Here is a 24,658-nt window from a genome sequence, read left to right as displayed (position 1 = left end):
TTTCCGCCGACCCGTTGTTCCAGGATGGATCGCCAGGTCGGACGGCAGATTGGCCGATCAGGTGAGCGGCACTCGCCACCCGCCGTGCCGGCTCGGCCGAACCGCCGACCGGGCGCGCCGGTCGTCCCATCAGCCGGACTCGATCGGTGCGTCGGTGGCACGGTGAGCGTCCCGTTGACGGGACGCCGTCCGGTCCTCGCCCGGCGCTCGTCGGAGCGTCGTCGGGCGTGGTCAGTCGACCACCGCTGTGCCAGACTCGACCACCGTGCAGGACTTCCCGGCAGATGCGCCGCCGAACCTCGCCGACCGCGTCCACCGGGCGGCTCTCGACCACGGTGATCGGACCGCGCTGCACTGGCGGGACCGTAGGGTGAGCTGGTCCGAACTGGACGCCGCCGTGACCGCCGCCGCCTACGGCCTGGCTTCCGCCGTACCGGCCACCGAGCCGGGCGACACGCCGCCCCGGGTGGCGATCGCCCTGCCGAACACTCCCGACTTCGTGATCGGGTGGCTCGGCGCGCTGCGGGCCGGGCTGGTCGCGGTGCCGGTCAACCCCGGCTTCACCGCCCCGGAGTTGCGACACGTGCTGGCCGACTCCGGCGCGTCACTGCTGATCGGCACCGACCGGGTCCGCGGCCTGGTCGCCGAGGTGGCCGCCGACCTGCCCGCGCTCACCGCCGTGCACGACACCCCGCCGACCGCCGCGCAGCCCGGGCCGCGCCCCCGGGCCCGCCGCGGCGGGGACGACCTCGCCGTACTGCTCTACACCTCCGGCACCGCCGGCCGGCCGAAGGGCGCGATGCTCTCCCACCGCGCGCTGCTGGCCAACCACGAGCAGGTCGACGCCATCGAGCCGCCGGTGGTCGGCCCGGACGACACGGTGCTGCTGGCCCTGCCGCTGTTCCACGCGTACGGGCTCAACACGGGGCTCGGCGCCGTCGTCCACCATGGCGCCACCGGCGTGCTGCTCGACGAGGCGGGCCCGACGGCGGGACTCGCCGAGATCGCCCGGCACCGGGTCAGCGTGCTGGTCGGCGTACCGTCGATGTTCCTGGCCTGGGCCGACGCCGACGCGGTCCGCGCGGCGACCGCGTCGGTGCGGGTGGCGGTGTGCGGCGCGGCGCCCCTGGAACCCGGGGTCGCGGCGCGCTTCACCGCCGCGTCCGGCCACCCCGTGCACATCGGGTACGGCCTCACCGAGACCGCGCCGGTGCTCACCTCCACCCTGGTCGGCGACGTGGCCAAGACCGGCTCGATCGGCCGACCACTACCCGGCGTCCACCTGCGCCTGGTCGGCCCGGACTCGGTCGACCTGTGGCGCGACGGCCAGGCGGTCCCGGACGACGACACGGACGAGCTGGACATCTCCGACGCCGGCCCCGGCACCGACCCGGGGCAGATCGTCGTACGTGGCCCCAACCTCTTCGACGGCTACTGGCCGGACGGCCGCGACGGTCCGGACGCCGACGGCTGGTGGGGCACCGGCGACATCGCCTACGCCGACTCCGACGGAGACCTGTTCCTGGTGGACCGACTCGGCGACCTGATCCTGGTCAACGGCTTCAACGTCTATCCGCACGAGGTCGAGCTGGTGCTCGCCGGCCACCCCGGGGTGGCCGAGTCGGCGGTACTGGGTGTGCCGCACCCGCGGACCGGCGAGACTGTGCGGGCGTACGTCGTGCCGGCGCAGGGGCGGTCGGTCAGCGGCGAGGAGTTGCTCGCACACTGCGCACGGAACCTGGCCCGGTTCAAGTGCCCGACCGCCGTCGAGTTCGTCGACGCACTGCCCCACTCGGCGATCGGCAAGGTACGAAAGACCCAGCTCCGGTCGGCGACCTCGGCCGGTCCGCCCGCATCCGCCGACGACGTTCGCACGGAGGTACCCCATGGCCACTGACGCCCGGCTCGCCCTGATCACCCGACCCGGCTGCCACCTGTGCGACGACGCCAAGGCCGCGCTCGACCGGGTGGTGGCGGTCACCGGCGACAAGTGGGTCGAGTGGGACGTCACCGGCGACGAGGAGCTGGAACGGGAGTACGGGGACCGGCTGCCGGTGGTGATGCTCGACGGCAAGGAGCACGGTTACTGGCGGGTGGAGGAGGATCGGCTGCTGCGGGACCTGACCACGCCGCAGCTCTGACCGGCCGCCTGCCTAAGGTGCTCGGGTGACCTCTGCGCACCCCCACCTGGTCTGGGACTGGAACGGCACCCTGCTCAACGACCTCAGCCTGGTGGTGGCCGCCACCAACGTCGCGTTCGCCAGCGTGGGCGGCCCGGTCGTCACCGCCGACGAGCACCGGACGCGCTTTCGCCGGCCCATCGCCGACTACTACGCCGAGGTGCTCGGGCAGGCCGTGGACGACGAGGCGTTCGGTCAGCTGGACCGGATCTTCCACGACGCGTACCGCGACGGGTTGACCACCTGCGAGCTGGCCGCCGACGCGCGGACCGCGATGGCCGCCTGGGAGGGCAGCCAGAGCCTGCTCTCCATGTGGTTCCACGAGGAGCTGGTGCCCACGGTGCACACGTACGGGTTGACCGGCCACTTCACCCGCGTCGACGGACTGCGGGCGACGGTCGGCGGCGACCGCAAGGTCGAGTCGCTCCGGCGGCACCTGGCCGAGCTGGGCGTGGACGGCAGCGCTGTCGTACTCATCGGTGATTCCATCGACGACGCGGACGCTGCCCTCGCCGTCGGCGGCCGGGCGGTGCTCTACACCGGCGGGTTCACCGACCCGGCCCGACTGCGCGACTCCGGTCACCCGGTGGCCGACACCCTCACCGACGCGGTGGCCCTGGCCGCCCGGGTGGTCAGTTCCGCAGGTAGGTGAGGACGGCCAGCACCCGCCGGTGCTGCTCGGTGTCCGGCGGGAGGGTGAGCTTGGTGAAGATGTTGCGGACGTGCTTCTCCACCGCGCCGTCGCTGACCACCAGGGTGCGGGCGATGGCCGTGTTCGACCGGCCCTCGGCCATCAGCGCGAGCACCTCCCGCTCGCGCGGCGTCAACTCGCGCAGCGGGTCGTCGCGGCGGCGTCGGGCGAAGAGCTGACCGACCACCTCCGGGTCGAGCACCGTGCCGCCGGCCGCCACCCGCCGCAGCGCGTCCAGGAACTCGTCGATCGCCGCCACCCGGTCCTTGAGCAGGTAGCCGATCCCGCCGCCGCCGGCGCCGCCGGTGGTGGCGAGCAGATCATCGGCGTACGACACCTCGACGTACTGGGAGAGCACCAGGATCGGCGTACGCGGCACCAGTTGCCGTGCCCGCACCGCCGCCCGCAGCCCCTCGTCGGTGTGGCTCGGTGGCATCCGGACGTCGACGATCGACACGTCGGGCCGGTGCTCGACCACCGCCTCGACGAGCGCGTCGCCGTCCCCGACCGCGGCCACCACCTGGTGCCCGCTCTCGGTCAGCAGTCGTACCAGCCCTTCCCGGAGCAGGACGGCGTCGTCGGCGATCACGATGCGCATGGGTGTGGTGTCTACCACGTCGGGGCCGTCATCGCGGTGGTTCACAGCGGCAGTTCGGCGCGGATCTCGGTGGGGCCGCCGTTCGGGCTGACCACGGTCAGCTCACCGCCGGCCGCCCGCACCCGGTCGGCGATGCCGGCCAGCCCGTGCCCCTTCGCCAGGTGTGCGCCGCCCTGCCCGTCGTCGCCCACCCGTACCTGCAGGTGGGTGCCCTGGCGGGCCACGGCGACCGTGGCCTCGGTGGCCCGGCTGTGTTTGGCGATGTTGGTCAGCGCCTCGGCCACCACGAAGTACGCGGTGTTCTCCACCGCCGGGTCGAGCCGGCCGTCCCGGGTGCCCAACTGCCGGTCGACCTCCAGTTCGATGGGGATGAGCCCGCGACCGGCGAGCGCGGCCAACGCGCTGGGCAGACCCCGGTCGACCAGGATCGGTGGGGCGATACCGCGGGACAGCGCCCGCAGCTCGGCAAGCGTCTCCCGGGTCTGGGTGACCGCCTCGTCGATGGTCCGGCCGGCCTCCTCCGGGTCGGAGGCGAGCTGCATGCGGGCCCGGTTCAGGTCCATCGCGAGGCGGACCAGCCGCTGCTGCGGGCCGTCGTGGATGTCACGTTCCAGCCGGCGCAGCGCGGACGCCTCGGCGGACACCGCCGCCCGCTTCTGCTCCTCCAGCACGGTGATCCGGTCCCGCATCTCGGCCACGCCGGTCAACAGGGCCCGGGCGAAGCTGGCCTGGAGCAGCGCGCAGCCCCGCACCACGATCGGCAGGGTGATCAGGAAGAACACGCCGACCGCGGTGTTCAGCCCGATTCGGGCGGTGGTCGAGTCACCCAGCCCGAGGAGTTGCGCCAGGTCCTGATCGCCGTCGGACGGGCGGGGCAGGGCCCAGTCGTACGCCCAGTAGAGCGAGCCGGCGAGCGCGATCCCCCACCAGACGACGGTCACCACGAAGGTGGCCAGCGCCACGATCAACCGCAGGATCCCGTGCGCCAGGTCGAGCCACGACTGCGCGTCGCGCATCGGCAGGAAGATCCGCCGCCAGGCGCTCGCGCCCGCCTCCGGCAGCCGGTAGCGCGGTCGGACCCGGGGCTGCCGGAGCACGGCGGGCAGCCGCAGCCGCTCGATGTCGGCCAGCCCGCGTGCGGCGTACAGGGTGCCGCTGAGGATCGGCAGGCCGATCACGGTGACCATCAGGCCGATGCCCGCCGAGAGGCCGGCGATGAGGACGACGAAGCTGGCCACTCCCAGTGGCAGGCCGAGCAGCACGTACCCGGAGTCGACGAAGAGTTGGCGGGGGATGCTCCGTGCCAGCGGCTGCCGGTCGCTGGTGGCGGCAAGGGCGGTCATGGCTCAAAGGCTAGGCAGCCGCCGCCCCACCCCCCATCCCGAAGCCTGGCCTCTCCCCGGTAGTGCTGCCCCCACCCCGCCCGCGCCTCCCGCGGGCCCCGCGCCTCCCGCGCGCCCCGCGCCTCCCGCGCGCCCCGCGCGCCCCGCGCCCCCACCCCCCGCGTCGATCTTGCAGTTTCTGTTGACGGTTTGTGCAGGTGCGGGCGATATGGGACGACAGAAAGTGCAAGATCGCGGGGGGTTGGGGCGGGGTGCGGGGCGGGGTTGGGGCGGGGTGCGGGCCGGGGGTGGGTGGCGCGGGGTGGGGGTGGCGCGGGATTGGTCAGAGAAGTCGGGATTGAGCAATAATCGCGCGGGCGGCGGACGCTCAATCGATCTTGTGGAATGGAGGGGCAGGTGGGGTCGCGTACGGGAGCGGCAAGATCGCGATTTGTGCACGTCTTCACAAGCGCCTACTCTGTGATTCCGACGCGCCCTGCTAGCACAGCCGGCAACCTCGGTCGCCAGCGGGAGTCCATAAGCGGCCGACCAGCGGAGTTGGCCGAGGATCGCACCGCACGGAGTCTCATGAGTCAGCACCGTCAGCCAGGTGCGCCCGGCCGCGCCGGTGCCGTACCGGCGCTTCCGGACCTTCCCGAGGCGACCGTCGCTCGGCTCCCGGAATACCTGCGCGCGCTGCACAACCTCGCCGACGCCGGCCACGAAACGGTCTCCAGCGAGGGTCTCTCGGCGGCCGCCGGAGTCAACTCCGCCAAGCTCCGCAAGGACCTCTCCCACCTCGGCTCGTACGGCACCCGGGGCGTCGGCTACGACGTCGCGCTGCTGATCGAGCAGATCGAGTACGTGCTGGGGCTCACACAGCGTCGCGCTGTCGCCCTGGTCGGCGTGGGTAATCTCGGTCACGCTCTGGCCGGCTACGACGGGTTCGCCAGCCGGGGCTTCCGGATCGCCGCACTGCTCGACGCCGATCCCTCCCGCGTCGGTGAGGAGATCAACGGCCTGGTTGTCCGGCATGTCGACGATCTGCCCGCGGTCGCCGAGGAGGAGTCCATCGCGATCGGCGTGATCGCCACCCCGGCTCCCGCCGCCCAGCGCGTCGCCGATCAGCTGGTCGCGGTCGGCGTGACGAGCATCCTCAACTTCGCGCCGTGCGTACTCTCTGTTCCGGAGGGCGTCGACGTTCGCAAGGTCGACCTCGCCATCGAGCTGCAGATTCTGTCTTTCCACGAGCACCGTAAGGCGTCGCTGACCGCGCTGCCCGCCACCGGCGGGTCCGCTCTCACCGCCCTGCCCGGCGGTCTCGCGGGCACCGACACCCAGGAGGCGATCGGCACGTGAAACTGCTCGTCGTCGGCGCGTCCTACCGGACCGCCCCGGTCGCCACGCTGGAGCAGCTGGCCGTGCCCCCCGCCGACCTCACCCGCACCCTGGACCGCCTGGTCGCCCAGCCGTACGTGAGCGAGGCGGTGCTCGTCTCCACCTGCAACCGGGTGGAGGTGTACGCCGCCGTGTCCGGTTTCCACGGTGGGCTCGGCGACATCTGCGCCGTCCTCGGCGAGCAGGCCGACAGCACCCCGGCGGCGCTCGCCAACCACCTGTACGTCCACTACGACACCGCCGCCGTGGACCACGTCTTCCGCGTCGCCACGGGGCTCGACTCCATGGTCGTGGGCGAGGCGCAGATCCTCGGCCAGCTGCGCGACGCGTACCACTGGGCCACCGGCGCCGATTCGGCCGGTCGCCTGCTGCACGAGCTCATGCAGCAGGCGCTGCGGGTCGGAAAGCGGGCCCACGCCGAGACCGGCATCGACCGGGCCGGCCAGAGCGTCGTCACGGCCGCGCTGGAGTTGGCGGCCGGGCACCTCGACGGTGACCTCGCCGGCCGTCCGGCCCTGGTGATCGGGGCTGGCGCGATGGGCTCGCTCGGGGTGGCCACGCTGTCCCGCCTGGGCGCGGGGCCGCTCACGGTCACCAACCGTGGCATCGACCGGGCCGTCCGGCTCGCCGAGTCGTACGGTGCGGGCGCCGCGCCGATGACCGAGCTGGCCGCCACGCTCTCCACAGTGGACATCGTAGTGGCCGCCACCGCGTCCACCGAACCGGTCCTCACCCGGACGGTCGTCGAGGCCGCGCTCGCCGAGCGCGACCCGGCCCGAGGCCCGTTGGTCCTGCTCGACCTGGCCGTCCCGCGTGACGTCGAGGAGGGCGTCGCCGAGCTGGCCGGCGTCGAGGTGATCGACATCGACCGGATGGCGGCACTGCTCGCCGACGGTCCGGTCGCGGCGGACGCCGCCGCCGTCGAAGGAATCGTGACCGGCGAGGTGGAGGGCTTCCTCACCTGGCTGCGCGGCGCCGACGTGGCGCCCACCGTGGCGGCGCTGCGTGGTCGCGCCGACGACGTCGTCGCCACCGAGCTGCGTCGCCTGGCCCAGCGTCGTCCCGACCTCGGCGACGACCTGCGCGCCGAGGTGGCCCGTACGGTGCACCGCGTGGTGCAGCGGCTGCTGCACCAGCCCACCGTCAAGGTCCGCCAACTCGCCGCCGAGCCCGGTGGCGACCAGTACGCCGCCCTGCTGCGTGAGCTGTTCGACCTGCAGGTGCCGCAGACCTCGCCGGTGGACACCGTCCCCGACGTGCTGAGCCCCGACCTGGGCATGCTGTCCGCCGACAGCGACCCGCTGCCCGGCTCGGACGCCACCGACACCGTCCCGCCCACCGGAGGTGCGCGATGACCGCCCCCCTGCGCCTCGGCACCCGGGGCAGCACCCTGGCCCTGGCCCAGTCCGGCCACGTCGCCGAGGCGGTGATCGCCGCCACCGGCCGCCCGGTCGAGCTGGTCGAGGTGGTCACCGCAGGTGACCGCTCCAGCGCGCCGGTGCACCGGCTCGGCGTCGGAGTGTTCGTCTCCGCGCTGCGCGACGCGCTGACCGCCGGGACGATCGACTTCGCGGTGCACTCGTACAAGGACCTGCCCACGGCCGCCGCCGGCGGGCTGCACATCGCGGCGGTGCCGCCCCGGCAGGATCCGCGCGACGCGCTGGTCGCCCGTGGCGGCCGGACGCTCGCCGAACTGCCGTCCGGCGCCACGGTCGGCACCGGCGCGCTGCGCCGTATCGCCCAGTTGCACGCGCTCGGCCTGCAACTGGAGGTCACCCCGATCCGCGGCAACATCGACACCCGCCTGGCGCGGGTGCTCGGCCCCGATGCCGACCTCGACGCGGTCGTCCTGGCCCGGGCCGGGCTGGCCCGGATCGGTCGGGCCGACGTGATCACCGAGACGCTGGACCCGATGCTGATGCTGCCCGCGCCCGCCCAGGGCGCGCTGGCCGTGGAGTGCCGGGTCGACGACCAGGACCTGGTCGAGCTGCTCGGAACGCTCGACCACGCACCGTCGCACGCCGCGGTCATCGCGGAGCGCGCGTTGCTGGCCACCCTGGAGGCCGGGTGCAGCGCACCCGTCGCCGCCTACGCCGAGCTCGCCGAAGGCGAGAACGGTGACGAGATCTACCTGCGCGGGGCGGTGATCAGCCCGGACGGCACTCGTGACCTCCGGCTGTCCCGCACCGGAACGCCCGCCGACGCTGCGGAGATCGGTAAGGCGCTCGCCGCCGAACTCCTCGACCTCGGCGCCGACTCGATCCTCGGCCACGAAGGACACACCGGCCCGGGGACCCAGCAATTTGGGAGCACAGAATGACCCGCACCCGTAAGCCCGTCGGCCGTATCGCGTTCGTCGGGGCGGGCCCCGGCGACCCAGGTCTGCTGACCCGCCGGGCGCACGACGCCCTGGTCGACGCCGATCAGGTGATCTACGACCGGGGAGTCCCGGAGTCGCTGCTCGCCGCCGTCCGTGCCGAGGCCAGGGACGACGCCGAGTTCACCCCGGCCGAAGGTGCCCCGGGGGACGTGGCGAAGGTGCTGATCTCCGCGGCCCGGTCCGGGCTGAACGCGGTGCACCTGGTCGCCGGCGACCCGTTCGGCCACGACTCGGTGGTCAAGGAGGTGCAGGCCGTCGCCCGTACCGCCGCCCACTTCGAGGTGGTGCCCGGCGTCGGTCAGGCCGAGGGTGTGGCCACCTACGCGGGCGTTCCGCTGCCGGGTGTGCGTACCGCCGCCGACGTCGAGGACGTCAGCGCGCTGGACTTCGAGGCGCTGGCCGCCGCCGTCGGCCGGGGTTCACTCGCGCTCGCGGTCGACGCCGGTGACCTCGCCGCCGTCCGGGACGGGCTGCTGGCCGCCGGGGTCGACGGCACCACGGGTGTCGGGGTGACCGGTGACGGCACCGGCGAGACCCAGTACACGACCACGTCGACCGTGGACAGCTTTGTGGCCGCGGCGCTCGGCTTCACCGGCCGGGTGGTGCTCACCGTCGGCGTCGGGGTGGGGCAGCGCGACAAGCTGAGCTGGTGGGAGAACCGCCCGCTGTACGGCTGGAAGGTGCTCGTTCCCCGTACCAAGGAGCAGGCCGGCGTGATGAGCGCACGGCTGCGCGCGTACGGGGCGATCCCGTGCGAGGTGCCGACCATCGCCGTCGAGCCGCCGCGTACCCCGGCGCAGATGGAGCGGGCGGTCAAGGGCCTGGTCGACGGCCGGTACGCCTGGGTGATCTTCACTTCGGTGAACGCGGTCCGCGCGGTCTGGGAGAAGTTCGCCGAGCACGGCCTGGACGCCCGGCACTTCGGCGGCGTCAAGATCGCCTGTATCGGCGAGGCGACCGCCGACGCGGTGCGCGCGTTCGGTATCCAGCCGGAGCTGATCCCCGCCGGGGAGCAGTCCTCCGAGGGGCTGCTGGCCGAGTTCTCGCCGCACGACGAGATCCTCGACCCGGTCGGCCGGGTGCTGCTGCCGCGCGCCGACATCGCCACCGAGACGCTCGCCGCCGGGCTCACCGAGCGCGGCTGGGAGGTCGACGACGTGACCGCGTACCGGACGGTGCGGGCTGCGCCGCCGCCGGCCGAGATCCGGGACGCGATCAAGTCGGGCGGGTTCGACGCGGTGCTCTTCACGTCCTCGTCGACCGTGCGGAACCTCGTCGGCATCGCCGGGAAGCCGCATGCGCGCACGGTTGTTGCCGTGATCGGGCCCAAGACGGCGGAGACCGCGACGGAGTTCGGCCTTCGGGTCGACGTCCAGCCACCGCACGCCTCGGTGCCCGACCTGGTGGAGGCGCTCGCCGCCTACGCCGTCGAGCTGCGCGAGAAGCTGGCCGCCATGCCGGCCAAGCAACGCCGCGGCTCGAAGGTGCAGGGGCCGACCGCCCTGCGCTTCCGGTAGTCGTCGTTCAGGAGGACCCTTCCATGTCGTACCCCGAGATCCGGCCCCGCCGCCTGCGCCGCACCCCTGCGATCCGCCGGCTGGTGTCCGAGACCCGGGTCGACCCGGCCGAGCTGGTCGTGCCGATGTTCGTCAAGGAAGGGCTGACCGAGCCACGGGCCATCGCGTCGCTCCCGGGGGTGCTTCAGCACTCCCGGGACTCGCTGCGCAAGGCGGCGGCCGAGGCCGTCCAGGCCGGGGTCGGCGGGATCATGCTCTTCGGGGTCCCCGAGCAGCGGGACCCGACGGGGTCCGGCGGCATCGACCCGAACGGCATCCTGAACGTCGCCATCCGCGACGTGGTCTCCGAGGTGGGCGACAGCACGGTCGTGATGAGCGACCTGTGCCTGGACGAGTTCACCTCGCACGGGCACTGCGGGGTGCTCGCCCCCGACGGCGACGTCGACAACGACGCCACCCTGGCCGCCTACGCCGAGATGGCGGTGGCCCAGGCCGCCGCCGGGGTCGACGTGGTCGGGCCGTCCGGGATGATGGACGGCCAGGTCGGCGTGGTACGCCGGGCGCTCGACGCCGCCGGGCACCAGGACGTGGCGGTGCTGGCGTACGCCGTGAAGTACGCCTCGGCGTTCTTCGGCCCGTTCCGGGATGCGGTGGAGTCGGCGCTGGAGGGTGACCGCCGCAGCTACCAGCAGGATCCGGCGAACGTCCGCGAGTCGCTGCGCGAGGTGGCGCTCGACGTCGCCGAGGGCGCCGACATGGTGATGGTCAAGCCGGCGCTGCCCTACCTCGACGTGGTGTCGGCGGTCCGGGCCGCGGTGGACGTCCCGGTCGCCGCCTACCAGGTCTCCGGTGAGTACGCGATGGTCGAGGCGGCCGCCGCGAACGGCTGGATCGACCGGGAGCGGGTCATGATGGAGACCCTCACCTCGATCAAGCGGGCCGGCGCGCAGATCATCCTCACCTACTGGGCGGTCGAGGCCGCCGGTCTGCTCCGCCAGCGCTACTGACCGACTCCGAGGCTCCCGCCGGGGTCACCGCCTCGTCGGCAGCCGCGACGGCGGCCGGAAGCCGCCGGCTGGTCAGCCAGGCGAGCGCCAACAGCACGGCCGAGACCGCCATCGTCAGCCGGGTGGCCTGTGCCAGTTCCGGCGCGAGCCCGAGCCGGCTGGCCGGGTCGAGCCGGCCGGCGGCCGTGATGCCCCCGCCACCCAGGCTCGGGGCCGCCCGGTCCGCGAGGAAGGACAGGACGGCGGCGATCAGCGCCGTGCCGGTCGCGACCGAGGTGTGTGACACCGTGGTGAGCAGCGTGGAGCCGGACGGCACGTCATCGGGCGGAAGCGACCGGCTGGCCGCTGTCATCGTCGGCATCAGCGTCGCACCCATGCCCAGACCGATGACCGCGCCCAACGCGGCCAGCAACGGGTACGACGTGTCGGCGTCGAGCACCAGCACCCGGGCCACCGTGCCGGCCACGGCGGTGCAGATGCCCAGCCCGACCACCCGCCGCGCCGAGACGCGATCGACGAGCCGGGTCGCGACCTGGAGCGTCAGCCCGGTGGTCAGCGCCTGCGGGATGCCGATCACCCCGGCCAGGGTGGCCGAGTCGCCGCGTACCACCTGCACGTAGGCCGGGATGATCAGGAACGAGCCGAAGTACCCCGCGGCGAAGAGAGCCACCGTCGCGGCGCCGGGGGTCATTCCCGGCGCACGCAGCACGGCCAGGCGCAGCAACGGCTGTCGCACCCGGCCGGCCCGCACGGCGAAGATGACCACCAGCAGGGCGCCGAGCGTGAACGGCAGCAGCACGGACGCGGTGACAACGCCGCCCCGCTCACCGGTGACGCTGAGGCCGTACACCGCCAGCGCCAGACCGGGGCAGAGCAGCAGCAGCCCGACGACGTCCAGCCGGACCGGTGGTCGTCGCGTGTCGGCGACCGGCAGCACCGACCGACCGAGCGCCAGCGCCAACAGCCCCACCGGCAGGTTGATCCAGAAGATCCACCGCCAGGACGCGTGATCGAGCAGCAGCCCACCCAGCACCGGTCCGATCAGGGGCCCGACCAGCACCGGAAGACCGAGCAGGCTCATCATCCGTCCGCGCCGCCCGGGCGGAACCGCGGCGAGCGCGACGGCCATCCCGACCGGGTTCAGCAGTCCGCCACCCAGCCCTTGGAGCACCCGGAACGCGATGAGCGACCCGACGTTCCAGGCGGCCCCGGCCAACACCGAGCCGGCGGTGAACAGCAGCAGCGCGGTCAGGTAGGTGCGGCGGGCGCCGAAGCGGCCGATCGACCAGGCGGCAGTGGGCATCACCGCGACCAGGGCGAGCGCATAGCCGCTGGTGACCCAGCCGATCGTGGCGAGGTCGGTGTCGAGGTCGTCGACCAGCCTCGGCAGGGCCACCACGGTGACCGTCGTGTCGATCACCGCGAGCAGACCACCCAGGGTCAGGTACCAGCCGAGCCTTCGCGCAGACGCGTCCATGTCGTCTGCTCAGGGCCGAGCCCGGCGCGCGGTCCGCAGCGCCTCGGCCCACCAGGCCAGCTCGCTCAGCGTGGCGTCGGCCGCCTGCCGCAGCGGCTCGTCGTCGATCAGCCGACCCTCGACGTCGAGTCGTTCCCAGGGTGCCCGGAGCACCACCCCGGAGCGGGTCGTGGCGGCCTGCACCTCGGCGAAGACCAGCCGGAGCTGCTCCACCGCGCGGATGCCGCCGGAGCTGGCGCCGTACGACACGAAGGCCACCGGCTTGCGGGCCCACTCCCGGTAGTGCCAGTCGATGGCGTTCTTCAGGGCGGCCGGGAAGCTGTGGTTGTATTCGGGCGTCACCACCACGAACGCGTCGGCGGCGGCCAACCGGGCGCTGATCGGGCTGGCCGAGTTGCCTCCGGGCGGGGTGTCGGCGAACGGCAGCGCCACCTCGGCGAGGTCGACGAGGTCCATGTCCAGGTCCGCACGGCGGCTCCCGTGCGCGACGAACCAGTCGGCGATCGAGCGGCCCACCCGAGGTTGCCGGACGCTCCCGACGAGCACGGCGACGGTCGGCGGGGTGTCCTCTTGCGTAGTCATGCCTCGGACGCTAGGACTTGAAGTAATGGTGAAGTCAATGGCGGCGGGGGACTGGCGATGGGCACGTTGACGGTCGGCGAGGTGGCCCGGGAGAGCGGGGTCAGCGGCTCAGCCGTGCGGTTCTACGAGCGGCAGGGCCTGATCACGGCCGCTCGCACCGGCGGCAACCAGCGGCGCTTCGACACCGACGCGGCCTGCCGGATCAGGGTGGCGCGCGTGGCCCAGCGCGTCGGACTGACCGTCAACGAGATCCGCGATCTGCTCGCGGCCCTGCCACCCGATCCCCAGCCGGCGGACTGGCAGGGACTGCACGATCGGCTGACCGCCGAGGCCGAGCGGCGCATCCGCGACCTGCACGCGGCGCTTGACGATATCGGCTCCGGTCGCCGCCTCTGCGAACTCTGACACCGCCCGGTCCGCGCCGTCGGTCTGCGCCGTCGGTCTGCGCCGTCGGTCTGCTCCGCCAGGGCTGCTGCGCGGCCCTCTCCTGCGGCGTGCCCTGCGGGCGCGCGTGCCCCTGACCCACCCGGCCGCAGTTCAACGGGTGGCTCAGCGGCACGGGCCCAAGCACCAAGGGACCGCTTGACCTCCTTTGCTCTGCTTCAGCGGAGGCAACACTCAGAGCCCTGCACTGTCGCGTCCGTGGAAGCAGAGCAAAGGACGCGGGGGATGCGGTCGGCCCTGCGCGGGCCGGCCTTCCACAGGGTTATCCACAGGGGTTGAGTCGTGGGTTTCGGGCGAGAATGGTTGTCGGATGGCTTCCGCGCTCGTTCCACCTTCGCCACCCGGCCCGACCGTCGGCCGGTTCCCCATCACCGGCCTGGTCCGGCGGGCCCGTCGGATGAAGGGGTTGGGCCAACGCCAGATGGCCCGCTTTGCCAGGGTCTCACCGTCGACCGTTGGCAAGGTCGAGGCCGGCAGTCTGACCCCGAGTCTGGCGGTGCTGGAGCGCCTGCTCGGCGCGGCCGGGCTCTATCTGGTCGTGGTGGACCAGGAGGGCCGGGTGGTGCAACCGATGGCCGACCGCGACGATGTTCACGACGGCGCCGGACGCCGCTACCCCGCCCACCTGGACACGATCCTCGATCCCGGGCCGGGGGAGTGGTGGGGGGACATCTACGGGCTGGCGCGACCGCCGGAGACCTACCACCGCAGCTCGGCGGACCGCGAGGCGCGACGCCGACGCAGCCAGTGGGAGGTGCGGGTCGCGCAGCATCGGCACCTGCCACCGCCGCCGATCATCGACGAATATTACTGACACGCGAACGGCCCACCCTCCGGGAAACCGGACGGTGGGCCGTCAGCGCCGTCGTTCAGTCGTCGTTGGTGATGGTGCCCGTGCCGAGCGGGTCGGCCAGCCGCAGGCCGGGCACGCCCGCCACCAGCAGGGTCAGCTTCTCGTCCGACTCGCGCCGCCGGTCACCCCGCACGGTCACCGGGAAGGCGACCGAGGTCTCCCCGGCGGCCAACACCTTGCAGCCGGCGTACGCGTCGAAGTCCGAGCCCGCCTGGGCCGTGAGACCGACGGTCGCGGCACACAGCAGCACGGGCTGCGACAACGGCCGGGATACGGTGGCGGTGAACACCATCTGTCGGGTGCCCTGGTCGCCCTCGACGACGCTGGTGTCGGCGACGGTCAGCGACGCCCGCGAACGGAACCTCGCCACCTGCGGGTCGTGGTCGCTGGAACCCCGTGACCCGTCACCGGTGAACTCCGCCGGCCAGTCGGCGTTGACGTGCGCCGCCCGCACCTGCACGAGGTCGCCGTAGAGCGCGTCGTTGACGAACAGGTGGTCGAGCGTCTGCGCCTGACCCTCGAAGCTGTACGAGTACGCCGAGGCCGGCACGTCCGCCACCAGGTTGTCCCACAGGTTGTGCAGGCCGGCCTCGTACAGCGGAGCGAGCTGGTCCGACGGTGTGGGCTGGGCGGCCGTGGCGATGGGATCGTCCGGGCGGGGGAAGACGTTCAGGTCACCGCCGTACACGACCCGGGCGCTCTGGTCGGCCGCCTCGATCGCGGTGACGATCGCCGCCCCGTACGCCGCCTGCTCCCGCCGCTGCCCGACCCGGCTGTCCGGACCGGAGGAGTAGTGGTTGCTGAGCGCGTACAGGGTGAACCGCTCGGTTGAGCCCGGCGCCGCGGCCACGGTGAACTTGCCCAGCTGGGGTGCCCGGGTGAAAACGTTGTTCCCGTCCTTACCCGTCGACGTGTCCACGTCGGACGGCAACACCGCGTTGAGCGCCTTGGGGTTCTGCACGTCGGCGTTGCTCGGCAGGCCGGCGGCGCGGTACTGGACGGTCGGCGTCGCGCCCAGCAGCGGGTCGCTCGCCGTCGCGGACGCCAGGGACAGCCGGTCGGTGCGGTACAGGAACGCGGCGGTGATCCCGCGGGCGTCCGCACCGGTCCGGTCGTAGGCAGCGGCGTACGCGGGCCCGCCGGCCGCCGCCACCGCGAGCGCCAACTCCTGGATGCTGTCCGGAGCGCCGTCGGCGTTGTTGGTGTCGCCGCAGGCCAGCGCGGTGCCGGAGACCGTGCAGATGTCCTGGTCCTCGGCCTCCTGCACCAGGATCAGATCCGGTGCGTGCAGGTCCTTGACGATCTGGTCGGCGAGCGACGTCAGGTGCTGGCGGTAGTCCGCCTCGCTGCTCGGCACGTAGTCGAACGGCGGGCTGACACCGGTGCAGCCGGCGTTGCCGGTGAAGTCGCAACCGTCGAACGGGTCGTCGCGGTAGTCGTACAGGTTCTCCACGTTGTAGGTCGCGACCGCGATCTCCTGGGACCGGTCGGCGGGCTTCGGCGGGTTGTTCTTCGACGGGTCGGCCCCGGCGTCGAACTCGGCCCGCTCGACCTGCACGCCGTACTTCTCGAACGAGTAGTAGACGCCGCCCACCGCGTCGGCGCGCAGCGTGTCGAAGGTGTGCGCCGGCGGGAGCAGCGCGGTGCTGTCACCGGCGGTGGCCTTCACGCCCATGCTGCCGAGCAGCACGCGCTGCCCGTTTCCGTCGTCGAAGCGCAGGGTCGGGTCGTTGTCCAGCGGGTGCGAGTCCCGGAAGACCCGTCGGGCGTACGGGTCGGCACGGTCCAGCAGCGGATCGTCCCGGTCGACGACCCACAGCTCCGCGTCCGCGGTGGACGAGAAGACGTCGCGGCCGCTCACCGCGCCGCTGCCCGCGCGTACCCGCAGCCGGGCGCCCTCGTGCCGCTCCCACCAGCGCTGCGCCTCCGTCAACTCGACCGGAGGCACCGCGTCGGCGACCGTGACCGTCGTGTCCACGTCCAGGCCGGTGGCGATCCGGCGGACCAGCGAGGCACCGGAGAGCTGGGTGAAGTTGTAGTACTCCGAGACCCGCGCCCGGAGTACGACCTCGTCACCGACCGTCGGCACGTAGCCGCCGATCAGCGACGTGAACGTGCCCATGAAGACGAAGATCCCATCGGAGCTGGTCGGGTCGCCGTCGGTGTCGCCGCTGCGGCTCTGCAGGAAGAACCCGTTCTGCTCCGCACCGGCCGACGTACGGGCCAGCGTCCGCTGGGTGATCACGCCACGGACGTCGTACATCGTGCTGCTCGTGCCGTTGCCGCTCGCCGGTGCGAGCGGTGACCGGTCGGCGGGGCCGGACTCGGCGTCGGTGGTCGGACCCTGCACCTCGCCGACGGTCAGCTCCCGGGTCACCTGCACGGCCAGCGCGCAGGTGGCGGTGCCGCCGCCCGCGTCGGTCGCGGTCACGGTCACGGTGTACGCCCCGGCCGTGAGGTCGGCGCTCACGCCGACCGTGGCGTGGGCCGTGCCGCCCACCGCGCCGGCGGGGGTGAACGCGGTACGGGCGATCGAGCCGCTGGCCGGCGTCGGGCTGACCCCGGTCACCGCCAGCTCGACGATCTCATCGTCCGGGTCGGTGGCGGTGATCTCCCGGCTCGCCGCCGTTCCCGAGGCGGTGACCAGCGGGCCGCCGCAGGTCACCGTCGCCGGGACGTCGACCGGCCCGCCGCCGTCCACGGTGTGCGAGCCGAGCCCGTCGAAGGTGTCGACCGGAAAGCCGGCCCACTGGGCGGCAGGGTCGAACGCGTCCGACGGGTCGGTGTCGCCGGTGGTCACCGAGGGCAGCCGGCGCAGCGTGTTGTCCGCCGTGCTGGTCGTGCCCGTGCCCCACTCGGTGCCCGGGTCGACACCCACCTGGCCGATCGAGTCCAGCACGGTCGTGCCCCGGCGCAGCACGATCGCGTCGTCGCCGTTGAACAGGCTCGCCCCGGTGGTCTGGTCCGCCTCGGCGAGGATGGCCGCCCCGGCCGAGGCGCTGGCGAAGACGAAGGCGTCCCCGGCGGCGACCGTCCCGGTCAGCGCGATCGTGGTCGCCGTCGTGGAGCCGTTGAAGTAGAGCTGGAGCTGGTAGCCGCCAGCGGTGAGGTCGACGGGAGCGCCGGTGCCGTTGAACAGCTCGATCGCCTTGTTGTTCGACGAGCCTTCGACGTACTCGGAGATGAACAGGTCGGTGGGCGCGGCGCTGGCCGCGCCGGGGGTGACGCCGAGGGCCGTGACGGTCACTGCGGCGGTGGCGATCGCGAGCGCGGCTGTTGTGCGGCGCGGGCGCATAGGGCCTCCACGATGGGTGGACGGGGTCAACGCACGTTAAGGTGCCCCACTGTCCACCGTCCATCCCCTAGTGGACACTTTCGTGAATTCCTCAGCGCGGCGGGTCGAGGCGGTGCACCAGCTCGGCGACGTCGACGCTGTACTCGCACCAGTCCCGGTCGGGCCGGTAGCCCAGCTCCGCGTTGACCTTGAGCATCGCCTCGTTGGCCTGCGCGTTCCAGGTCTGCACCTCGGCCAGCTCCGGCTCGGCGGAGCGCAGCTCCAGCAGCATCCGAGCCTTGATCGCCCGGTCGATGCCGTAACCCCGGTGGTCCTGCGCGACGATCGTGTCGTACTGGTCGGCGCGCGTCGGGTGCTGTGCCGGCACCACGACCTCGGTCAGGCCGGCCACCTCACCGCTCTGCTCGTGCCGGGCCAGCACGATGTACGGCTTCATGCCGCGCCGGTGCAGGGTGTCCAGGCTGTCCCGCAGACGCTCCGGATCGTAGGAGCTGGGACGTAGCTCGCCGTCCTCGACGTCGCGCACCTCGGCCTTGGCCCGCGCGTACGACTCCATCAGGTCGTCCGGTGGCCCGCCCGGGTAGAACTCCAGGTGGTAGCCCGCCCCGATCCCGGTGGACATCTCGGTCAACTCGGCCCAGTCCACCGAGGTCAGGTCGAGCACGCTGCGCGTCTCCACGTACTCCCGGGTGAAGCCGAGCGACTCGTAGAAGGCCACGGCCGGCGTCTCACCGACCACCTCGACGCCGATCGACCGGAAGCCCTCCTGGTAGACCCGCCGGGCCGCGCGCAGGACCAGGTCACGACCGAGACCGCTGCGTCGTACGGAGGGGTGGACCAGCACCTCGAGCACACCGATGTCGCCGAGCAGCAGCACGTGGACCTGCCCGAGCACCGCACCGACCTCGCCGGCAGCGCCCGGTTCGGCCTGGGCGAGCCAGGAGATGCGCCGCTCGCCGGGCATCACCTCGGCCAGATACTCCCGCAGGGAGGTCTCCCGCCACGGCGGGTCCTGCGGCAGGTCGGCCGCCAGCACCGCGTTCAACGTGGTCAACAGCGACGCGATCTCGGCGGACGACGCGGTCCTAGGGTCCCACTCGCGCACCATCACCCGTCTAGCTTGCCGCTAACGGCTGCCCGGGGGAAGTGTCCGGTTCTCCAATGTACGCGGACGATCACATCTGGCGGCTGGCCCGTCCGTACCGGTCAGCGTTGTTGTAGACGGCCTGGGCGTACCGCCGCACGTCGTTGTACGACAGGATCGCGTTCCACCAGTCGCCGGGGATGCTGAGGTTGCGGCCACCCTTGCAGAGGTAGTTGCCGGCCGCCAGCGCCGCGTCGTCCAGGTCGTGCGGGTCCTTGACCCCGTCCTGGTCGGCGTCGGCTCCGATCTCCTGCCAGGTGGTCGGGATGAACTGCATCGGGCCGATCGCCCGGTCGTAGGTGCTGTCGTTGTCGAGCGACCCGCGGTCGGTGTCGATGATCCGCATCCGGCCACCCTTGCCGTCCAGCGGCAGCCCGATGATCTGCGGCAGCGCCTTGCCGTCGGCGCCCAACCGCGCGCCGTTGGCCGAACCGTGCCCGGACTCGACCTGACCGATCGCGGCCAGCGTCGTCCAGCTCAACGCGCAGCTACGGTTCGTCTGGGCGAGCATCAGCTCCGCGTACCCGTACGCCTGCATGGCGGTGGGTGGGATGCCGACCTTGGCCCCGACCTGCTGCGCCCAGCCGGCCAGCGCGTCCGACGGACGACCGCCGATCGGCGGAGCGATTGCCGGCCCGGTCGGCACAACGCCGGTGGGGAACGCCCCGGTGGGCAGCGGGCCGGTCGGCAACGCGCCCGTCGGCACCGCCCCGGTGGGCAGCGGACCGGTCGGCTGTGGGTCGATCGGCAGGGCCGGCGGCACGGCCACGGTCGGCGCTGCCGAGGCGTCGACGGCCACGGGCTTGGACCCGCGGATGGTCGCCGGGACGAGCAGCGCTCCCGCGGCGGCGGTCGCCGCGACCAGGGCCAGCAGGAACACTCCGGGCACAGTGAGCCGCCCGCTGGGCCTACGGGACCAGTCGCGGGTCGCCCGGGCGGCGGTCACCGCGGCCTGGCGCGGCGGGGGCAGACGTACGGCGTGTGCGAACGGCACCCGCCGCCGCCGGCCAGGCGTGACCGCCGGTACGGCAGCGACGCCCTCCACCTTGGTCGCCGTCAGGTCGGTGGCGCTGCCGCCCGCCGCGACCGTTCCGTCGCCGGCCTTGGCGGTGTCGGCCTTGGCGTCGTCCGTCTTAGCCGGGTCGGCGGTCGTGGTGCTGGCCTTCGCCGGCTCGGCGGTCGTGGTGTCAGCCGTCGCCGGGTCGGCGGCCGCAATGTCAGCCGTCGCCGGCTCGGCAGCCGTGGTGCTGGCCGTCGCCGGTTCGGCGGCTGCGACGTCAGCTGTCGCCGGGTCGGCGGCCGTCTTCGCCGGGTCGGCGGTCGTGGTGCCGGCGGTCGTGGTGCCGGCGGTCGTCGCTTCAGCGCCTTCGGTGCTGTCGCCCGCCGGGCTGTCGGTGGGCCCTCCGGCCTGCCCTGCGGCGGCGGTGGCCGTGCTGGCGGTGTCCGCGTCGGCGGTGGGGGTGGGGGTGGTCGACAGGGTGGCGGCGGTGGCCGGGACCACCGTCGCGGCGGTGGCGTCGGCGGTGGCGCCCTCGTGCCGATCAGCAGCCGGGGCGTCGACTGTCGAGGGAGGAGCGGCGTCGGCCGAGGCCGGGGGTGTGGCCTTCGGGTCGGTCGTGCCGTCACTCAGCCAGGGCCGCCGAGGGCGGGGCACGACCGGAGGCGCCGGATCCGGCGCGGCGCCCGACTCCGCCAGCGGCCCGTCCAGCGGCGCGGCCGGTCGAAGCGGTTGCACACGCGTCTTGTCCTCGCCGTCCACCACCCGTCGAGTATCACTCATGTCCCGACCGGCGTCAGGCCACGTACCCTTGTGGCATGCCCCGGTACGAGTTCCGATGCCGCGCCTGCGGCGACACTTTCGAGGTCAACCGTCCAATGGCGGAGGCCGGAGCGCCGGCCACCTGCCCGCAGGGCCATGCCGACACGGTCAAGTTGCTCTCGGCGGTGTCGGTCACCGGTCGCGGCACCGGCGCCGCGCCGGCGTCCGGCGGGGGTGGCGGCTGCTGCGGTGGCGCCTGCGGCTGCTGATCCGGCGGTTTCGGCGGCAGACTCGTGAACCGGCCTTGCCGGGACCGGGTTCGAGTGGCACCTTGAGGCGGCACGTGCCCGGCCGTTCTCACGATGCGTGACCGCTCGGACTCAGGCAGCATGAACCCGACGTCACGGGCGGAGGTTCCACGCATGTCGCCACGGATCCAGCTCCCGAGCGGTTGGGTGACCTTCGTGTTCACCGACATCGAGGGCTCGACCCGGCTGGCCCAGTTGCTCGGCGCGGACTACCGCCCGGTGCTCGCCGAGCATCGACGGTTGCTGCGCCGTACCCTGGCCGCCACCGGTGGTGCCGAACTGTTGACCGAGGGCGACTCGTTCTTCCTGGCGTTCGACGACGCGGCGGCGGCGCTGACGGCCTGCCTGACCGCCCAGCGGGCCCTGGCGAACCACGACTGGCCGACCGAGGAGGCCGCGCCCCGGGTGCGGATGGGCCTGCACACCGGCTACGCCGAACCCCGCGACGGCGAGTACGCCAGCCCCGAGGTGCACCGCGCCGCCCGGGTGGCCGCGGCGGCCCACGGTGGCCAGGTGCTCTGCTCGGCGTCCACGGCCCGTCGGGCCGAGCCGCTGCCACCGGGCGCCACCCTGCTGGACCTGGGCCTGCACCGGCTGCGCGGCTTCGACGACCGGGAGCGACTGTTCCAACTGGTCGCTCCCGGGCTGGAACGGCAGTTCCCCCGCCCGCGTACCGCCGAGGCGGTGGCGCACAACCTGCCGACCCAGGTGACCTCGTTCGTCGGGCGGCAGATCGAGCGCGCCGAGCTGAGCGCGCTGGTGGAGCGGCACCGGTTGGTCACGGTGCTGGGCGCGGGCGGCGCGGGGAAGACCCGACTGGCCGTGGAGCTGGCCGGCGGCGTGGTCGAGGCGTACCCCGACGGGGTCTGGTTCGTCGACATCGCCGCGGTGACCGACCCGGGGTTGGTGGCGTTCGCGATCGCGGCGGTGCTCGGGCTGCGGCCCGAGCCGGGCCGCCCGATGCTGGACACGCTCGTCGAGTACGCCGCGGCCCGCCGGATGCTGGTCGTGCTGGACACCTGCGACACGCAACCGGCCGCCTGCGGCGAGGTCATCTCGCGGCTGCTCTCCGGTGGGGGTGGCGTGCGGGTGCTGGCGACCAGCCGCGAGTCGTTCAGCCTGCCCGGCGAGGTGGTGTGGCGGATCCCGCCGCTCTCGGTCGACAGGCGTGCCGACGGCGCGGAGAGCGACGCGGTCGCGCTGCTGCTGGACCGTACGGCGGCGGCCCGTGGCGGCCGTCAGCCGGACCCGGCCGAGTCGGCCGACCTGCGGCGGGTGGTGCAGCGGTTGGACGGGCTGCCCCTCGCCATCGAGTTGGCGGCCGCCCGGCTGCGGGTGCTCTCCGTGGGTCAGCTCGCCGAACGGCTGGACGACGTCCTCGGCACCCTGGACGCCGGCCGGGAGGACCCGGAACCGCCGCCGGTGGAGCGGGGCTGGTCGGGCAACCAGCAGGACACCGTGGACCTGGTGGCCGCGGCGATCGGCACCCCGCCGCCGACCCCGGCGACCCGGGCCGTGCAGCGGTCGGCCACCGAACGGCACCTCACCATGCAGGCCACCGTCACCTGGTCGTACCGGACGTTGGGGCCACGGGCCGCGCGGCTGTTGCGCTGGATGGCCGTCTTCGCCGGACCGGTGGACCTGCCGACGGTGGAGTGGCTGCTGGGCGACGACCCGCTGGATCCGCTGTCGGTGCTGGTGGACAAGTCGATGGTCTTGGCCGAGCCCCGGGCTGCCGGCAGCTCGTACCGGATGCTCGACCCGATCCGGGCGTACGCGGCGCGGCGGCTGGCCGAGGCGGGTGAGGAGCAGGCCGCCCGGGACCGACACGTGGCGTGGTCGGCGCACGCCCTGGAACGGGCGCACCTCGGCCCGGACGGGCGACCCGTGACGCTGTCGCTCTACACCCTCGATCCGCTGGCCGACGAGTTGCGGGCCGCGCTGCGCTGGTGCGCCACCGGGGGCAGCGCCCGTGCCGGTCTGCGTCTCACCGGCGGGCTGGACCAGTGGTGGCGTGAGCGAGGGCTGGCGCGGGAGGGTCGACTCTGGCTGTTCCGGCTGTACGGACGGATCGCCGAGACGGGCGAGCGCATTCCGGACGCGGAGCTGGCGGCGGCGTACCACATGCACTCGCTGCACGCCGGCGCCGACGGCGAGTTCGCAGAGGAGTTGCGGTACTCGCAGCGGGCGGAGGCCGCCGCCCGGCAGGCCGGTGACGCCGGTCTGCTGGCCCGGGTGCTCGCCGGGCGGGCCGCGCCCCTTGTGGACATGGGCCAGTTCTTCGAGGCCGAGCGGGTCTGCCGAGAGGTCATCGACTGGGCGCACGGGCAGGACGTGGTGGGCGAGGCGCTGTTCGCGGTGTTCAGCCTGGCCGAGCTGCTCTGGCGGCGGGGCGCGCTGGCAGAGGCGGCGGACCTGCTGGGCGCGGCGCGTCCGGTGGAGGCCGCCCGTCCGGTCGAGCGGGGTCGGCGTTCGGTGGACATGCTGCTCGGGATGGTCGCGCTGGCCCGGGGCGACGTGATCGCCGCGCACGAGCACCTGCTCGTGGCGTTGCGGTCCCGGATGGGGCACGGCTACCACGGCCGGGCCTGCGACACCCTGAACGCGATAGCGGTGCGGTGCGCGCTCGGTGGGAACCGGTTGACCGCCGCGCGGCTGTTCGGGGCGGCGCAGGTGACCCGGGCGAGCATGCGGGCGACACCGGGCATCTACGGCGGTTACTGGGCCGATCAGCAGGCGGAACTGCGGGCGATGATGGGCGACGGGGCGTTCGACGACGCGTACGCGGAGGGCGCCGAGTTGAGCCTGGACGAGGCGGTCGCGCTCGCGCTCGACGTGGAACATCCGGACCTGGCTGCGGACTCGACCCGCTTCAGCACCGAACTCTCCCAACCCGCCCCACCCCAACACCCGGCCACAAAAACCGAACACGCCTAACCCCCCCACCCCCGCCTCGCCCCCACCCCTCAGCCTTGTTGATCAAGAGGTTGGCGTCAGATTTCGGGCGTCCGCTGACGCCAACCTCTTGATCACCGCTGAAAGGGGGGTGGGGTGGGGTGGGGTCAGGCCTGGGTGCGGGCTTGGGATTCGGCTTTCGCCTTCATTTGGGCGGCTCGGTCGATGTCGGCCTGTTGGACGGCGGCGACCGAGCCGAAGACGTGGACCGCCTGGTAGTAGGTCCAGGCCAGGCTGTAGCAGGCCGGGCGGACGACCGCGTTGTACGTGGCGCAGACCCGCTTCAGGTCCGCGTAGAAGGCGCTGTCGAGGCGGGCCTTGTTGGCGGAGAACTGGCCGACCGCCTTGTAGTTGCGGTAGCCGAAGTCGTGCCGGTAGCAGCCCAGGTTGAAGGTGAAGCCGAGCGGGTTGTCCGGGCTGGACGAGCAGTAGTCGGTGGACCAGACGAAGTTGTACTCGGCCCAGGGGGCCCGGTTGAGGCGGGCGCTGTTCCAGGAGTTGTAGCTGGACGCGCTGGTCTGGGTCCAGCTCGACAGCACGGACAGCTTCTCGGCGGGGGTGACGGCGGCGGCGGGGGAGGCGATGACGAGGGTGGCGAGCAGCGCGAGCGAGCCTGAGGCGAGCAGGGTGGCGAGACGTCGGGGCACGGTTTACCTCCGCGGGGTGTGCGGTGGGACGGAAGTTACCGGCTGGTCACCGGATGTCGACAAGTTTCGATCAACTGATCAACTGACCGGTATGCGCCTCG

At 73.1% G+C, this 24,658-nt stretch carries 20 protein-coding genes; 12 read left to right on the top strand and 8 right to left on the bottom strand.

The genetic code is table 11. The annotated features are described in order from the left end of the window. Positions 1–265: 265 nt before the first annotated feature. Genes ACQPZK_RS28630 through ACQPZK_RS28620 form a run of 3 tightly spaced genes read left to right on the top strand, consistent with a single transcriptional unit; the run spans position 266 to position 2,832 of the window. Positions 266–1,897 carry an AMP-binding protein gene (locus tag ACQPZK_RS28630; protein ID WP_433535872.1) on the top strand — a complete coding sequence of 544 codons (1,632 nt, stop codon included), beginning with the start codon at positions 266–268 and terminating at the stop codon, positions 1,895–1,897. After that, positions 1,887–2,141 carry a glutaredoxin family protein gene (locus ACQPZK_RS28625; RefSeq protein ID WP_355050810.1) on the top strand — a complete coding sequence of 85 codons (255 nt, stop codon included), beginning with the start codon at positions 1,887–1,889 and terminating at the stop codon, positions 2,139–2,141. The genes ACQPZK_RS28630 and ACQPZK_RS28625 overlap by 11 nt, the downstream gene beginning before the upstream one ends. 25 nt (positions 2,142–2,166) lie before the next feature. Further along, positions 2,167–2,832 (top strand): HAD family hydrolase, encoded by a 666-nt coding sequence (locus ACQPZK_RS28620; protein WP_433535871.1) that lies wholly within the window; start codon positions 2,167–2,169, stop codon positions 2,830–2,832. Here the strand turns inward: ACQPZK_RS28620 and ACQPZK_RS28615 are convergent. Together ACQPZK_RS28615 and ACQPZK_RS28610 are read right to left on the bottom strand one after the other, a co-directional pair. Then, on the bottom strand, positions 2,813–3,469 hold the full coding sequence (locus ACQPZK_RS28615; protein ID WP_433535870.1) for a response regulator: 657 nt from the start codon (positions 3,467–3,469) through the stop codon (positions 2,813–2,815). The two genes, ACQPZK_RS28620 and ACQPZK_RS28615, sit on opposite strands and share 20 nt — an antisense overlap. A 41-nt stretch (positions 3,470–3,510) precedes the next feature. After that, positions 3,511–4,812 (bottom strand): sensor histidine kinase, encoded by a 1,302-nt coding sequence (locus ACQPZK_RS28610; protein ID WP_433535869.1) that lies wholly within the window; start codon positions 4,810–4,812, stop codon positions 3,511–3,513. Positions 4,813–5,379: 567 nt separating this feature from the next. Between ACQPZK_RS28610 and ACQPZK_RS28605 the strand changes: the two genes are divergently transcribed. From ACQPZK_RS28605 to hemB, 5 genes are read left to right on the top strand one after another with little or no spacing between them, the layout of a single operon-like run. Next, entirely contained in the window at positions 5,380–6,150 is a 771-nt protein-coding gene (locus tag ACQPZK_RS28605) for a redox-sensing transcriptional repressor Rex (protein WP_433535868.1), read from the top strand. Continuing rightward, on the top strand, positions 6,147–7,544 hold the full coding sequence (locus ACQPZK_RS28600) for a glutamyl-tRNA reductase (protein WP_433535867.1): 1,398 nt from the start codon (positions 6,147–6,149) through the stop codon (positions 7,542–7,544). The genes ACQPZK_RS28605 and ACQPZK_RS28600 overlap by 4 nt, the downstream gene beginning before the upstream one ends. Beyond that, complete coding sequence (hemC, locus tag ACQPZK_RS28595; protein ID WP_433535866.1) at positions 7,541–8,509, top strand: hydroxymethylbilane synthase; 969 nt, start codon at positions 7,541–7,543, stop codon at positions 8,507–8,509. Before ACQPZK_RS28600 ends, hemC begins: the two co-directional genes overlap by 4 nt. Further along, positions 8,506–10,086: a uroporphyrinogen-III synthase gene (locus ACQPZK_RS28590; protein WP_357129203.1), complete on the top strand. Its 1,581-nt coding sequence runs from the start codon at positions 8,506–8,508 to the stop codon at positions 10,084–10,086. The genes hemC and ACQPZK_RS28590 overlap by 4 nt, the downstream gene beginning before the upstream one ends. A gap of 23 nt (positions 10,087–10,109) precedes the next feature. Beyond that, positions 10,110–11,093, top strand: coding sequence for a porphobilinogen synthase (gene hemB, locus ACQPZK_RS28585; RefSeq protein WP_433535865.1), 984 nt, complete (start codon positions 10,110–10,112; stop codon positions 11,091–11,093). On the opposite strand, the gene ACQPZK_RS28580 is transcribed toward hemB, so the two are convergent. Next, complete coding sequence (locus ACQPZK_RS28580) at positions 11,044–12,570, bottom strand: DHA2 family efflux MFS transporter permease subunit (RefSeq protein WP_433535864.1); 1,527 nt, start codon at positions 12,568–12,570, stop codon at positions 11,044–11,046. The genes hemB and ACQPZK_RS28580 overlap by 50 nt on opposite strands. Before the next feature lie 9 nt (positions 12,571–12,579). Then, positions 12,580–13,152 (bottom strand): NADPH-dependent FMN reductase, encoded by a 573-nt coding sequence (locus ACQPZK_RS28575; protein ID WP_433535863.1) that lies wholly within the window; start codon positions 13,150–13,152, stop codon positions 12,580–12,582. Positions 13,153–13,209: 57 nt separating this feature from the next. Here ACQPZK_RS28575 and ACQPZK_RS28570 point away from each other — a divergent pair, with 57 nt between their 5' ends. Continuing rightward, positions 13,210–13,557 (top strand): MerR family transcriptional regulator, encoded by a 348-nt coding sequence (locus ACQPZK_RS28570; RefSeq protein WP_433535862.1) that lies wholly within the window; start codon positions 13,210–13,212, stop codon positions 13,555–13,557. Between the two features lie 349 nt (positions 13,558–13,906). Further along, a complete protein-coding gene (locus ACQPZK_RS28565) occupies positions 13,907–14,410 on the top strand; it encodes a helix-turn-helix domain-containing protein (protein ID WP_433535861.1) in 504 nt (167 codons plus the stop codon). A gap of 55 nt (positions 14,411–14,465) precedes the next feature. On the opposite strand, the gene ACQPZK_RS28560 is transcribed toward ACQPZK_RS28565, so the two are convergent. The 3 genes from ACQPZK_RS28560 to ACQPZK_RS28550 form a co-directional block, all read right to left on the bottom strand. Then, the gene (locus ACQPZK_RS28560; RefSeq protein WP_433535860.1) at positions 14,466–17,744 is read right to left on the bottom strand and encodes a lamin tail domain-containing protein; all 3,279 of its coding nucleotides are present in this window, start codon (positions 17,742–17,744) and stop codon (positions 14,466–14,468) included. Positions 17,745–17,835: 91 nt separating this feature from the next. Beyond that, positions 17,836–18,852 carry a GNAT family N-acetyltransferase gene (locus tag ACQPZK_RS28555; protein WP_433539342.1) on the bottom strand — a complete coding sequence of 339 codons (1,017 nt, stop codon included), beginning with the start codon at positions 18,850–18,852 and terminating at the stop codon, positions 17,836–17,838. Positions 18,853–18,919: 67 nt separating this feature from the next. After that, the gene (locus ACQPZK_RS28550) at positions 18,920–19,948 is read right to left on the bottom strand and encodes a lytic murein transglycosylase (RefSeq protein ID WP_433539341.1); all 1,029 of its coding nucleotides are present in this window, start codon (positions 19,946–19,948) and stop codon (positions 18,920–18,922) included. 755 nt (positions 19,949–20,703) lie between these two features. On the opposite strand from ACQPZK_RS28550, the gene ACQPZK_RS28545 reads away from it, so the two are divergent. Beyond that, the gene (locus ACQPZK_RS28545; protein WP_433535859.1) at positions 20,704–20,916 is read left to right on the top strand and encodes an FmdB family zinc ribbon protein; all 213 of its coding nucleotides are present in this window, start codon (positions 20,704–20,706) and stop codon (positions 20,914–20,916) included. A 153-nt stretch (positions 20,917–21,069) separates the two neighbouring features. Further along, the gene (locus ACQPZK_RS28540; RefSeq protein WP_433535858.1) at positions 21,070–23,892 is read left to right on the top strand and encodes an ATP-binding protein; all 2,823 of its coding nucleotides are present in this window, start codon (positions 21,070–21,072) and stop codon (positions 23,890–23,892) included. 125 nt (positions 23,893–24,017) lie between these two features. Here ACQPZK_RS28540 and ACQPZK_RS28535 read toward each other — a convergent pair whose 3' ends face one another. After that, entirely contained in the window at positions 24,018–24,557 is a 540-nt protein-coding gene (locus tag ACQPZK_RS28535; protein WP_433535857.1) for a phospholipase, read from the bottom strand. Positions 24,558–24,658 lie beyond the last annotated feature (101 nt).

The sequence above is a fragment of the Micromonospora sp. CA-249363 genome, assembly GCF_050950185.1.
Taxonomy (GTDB): Bacteria; Actinomycetota; Actinomycetes; order Mycobacteriales; family Micromonosporaceae; genus Micromonospora.
This window is presented reverse-complemented; position numbering and strand designations above follow the sequence as displayed.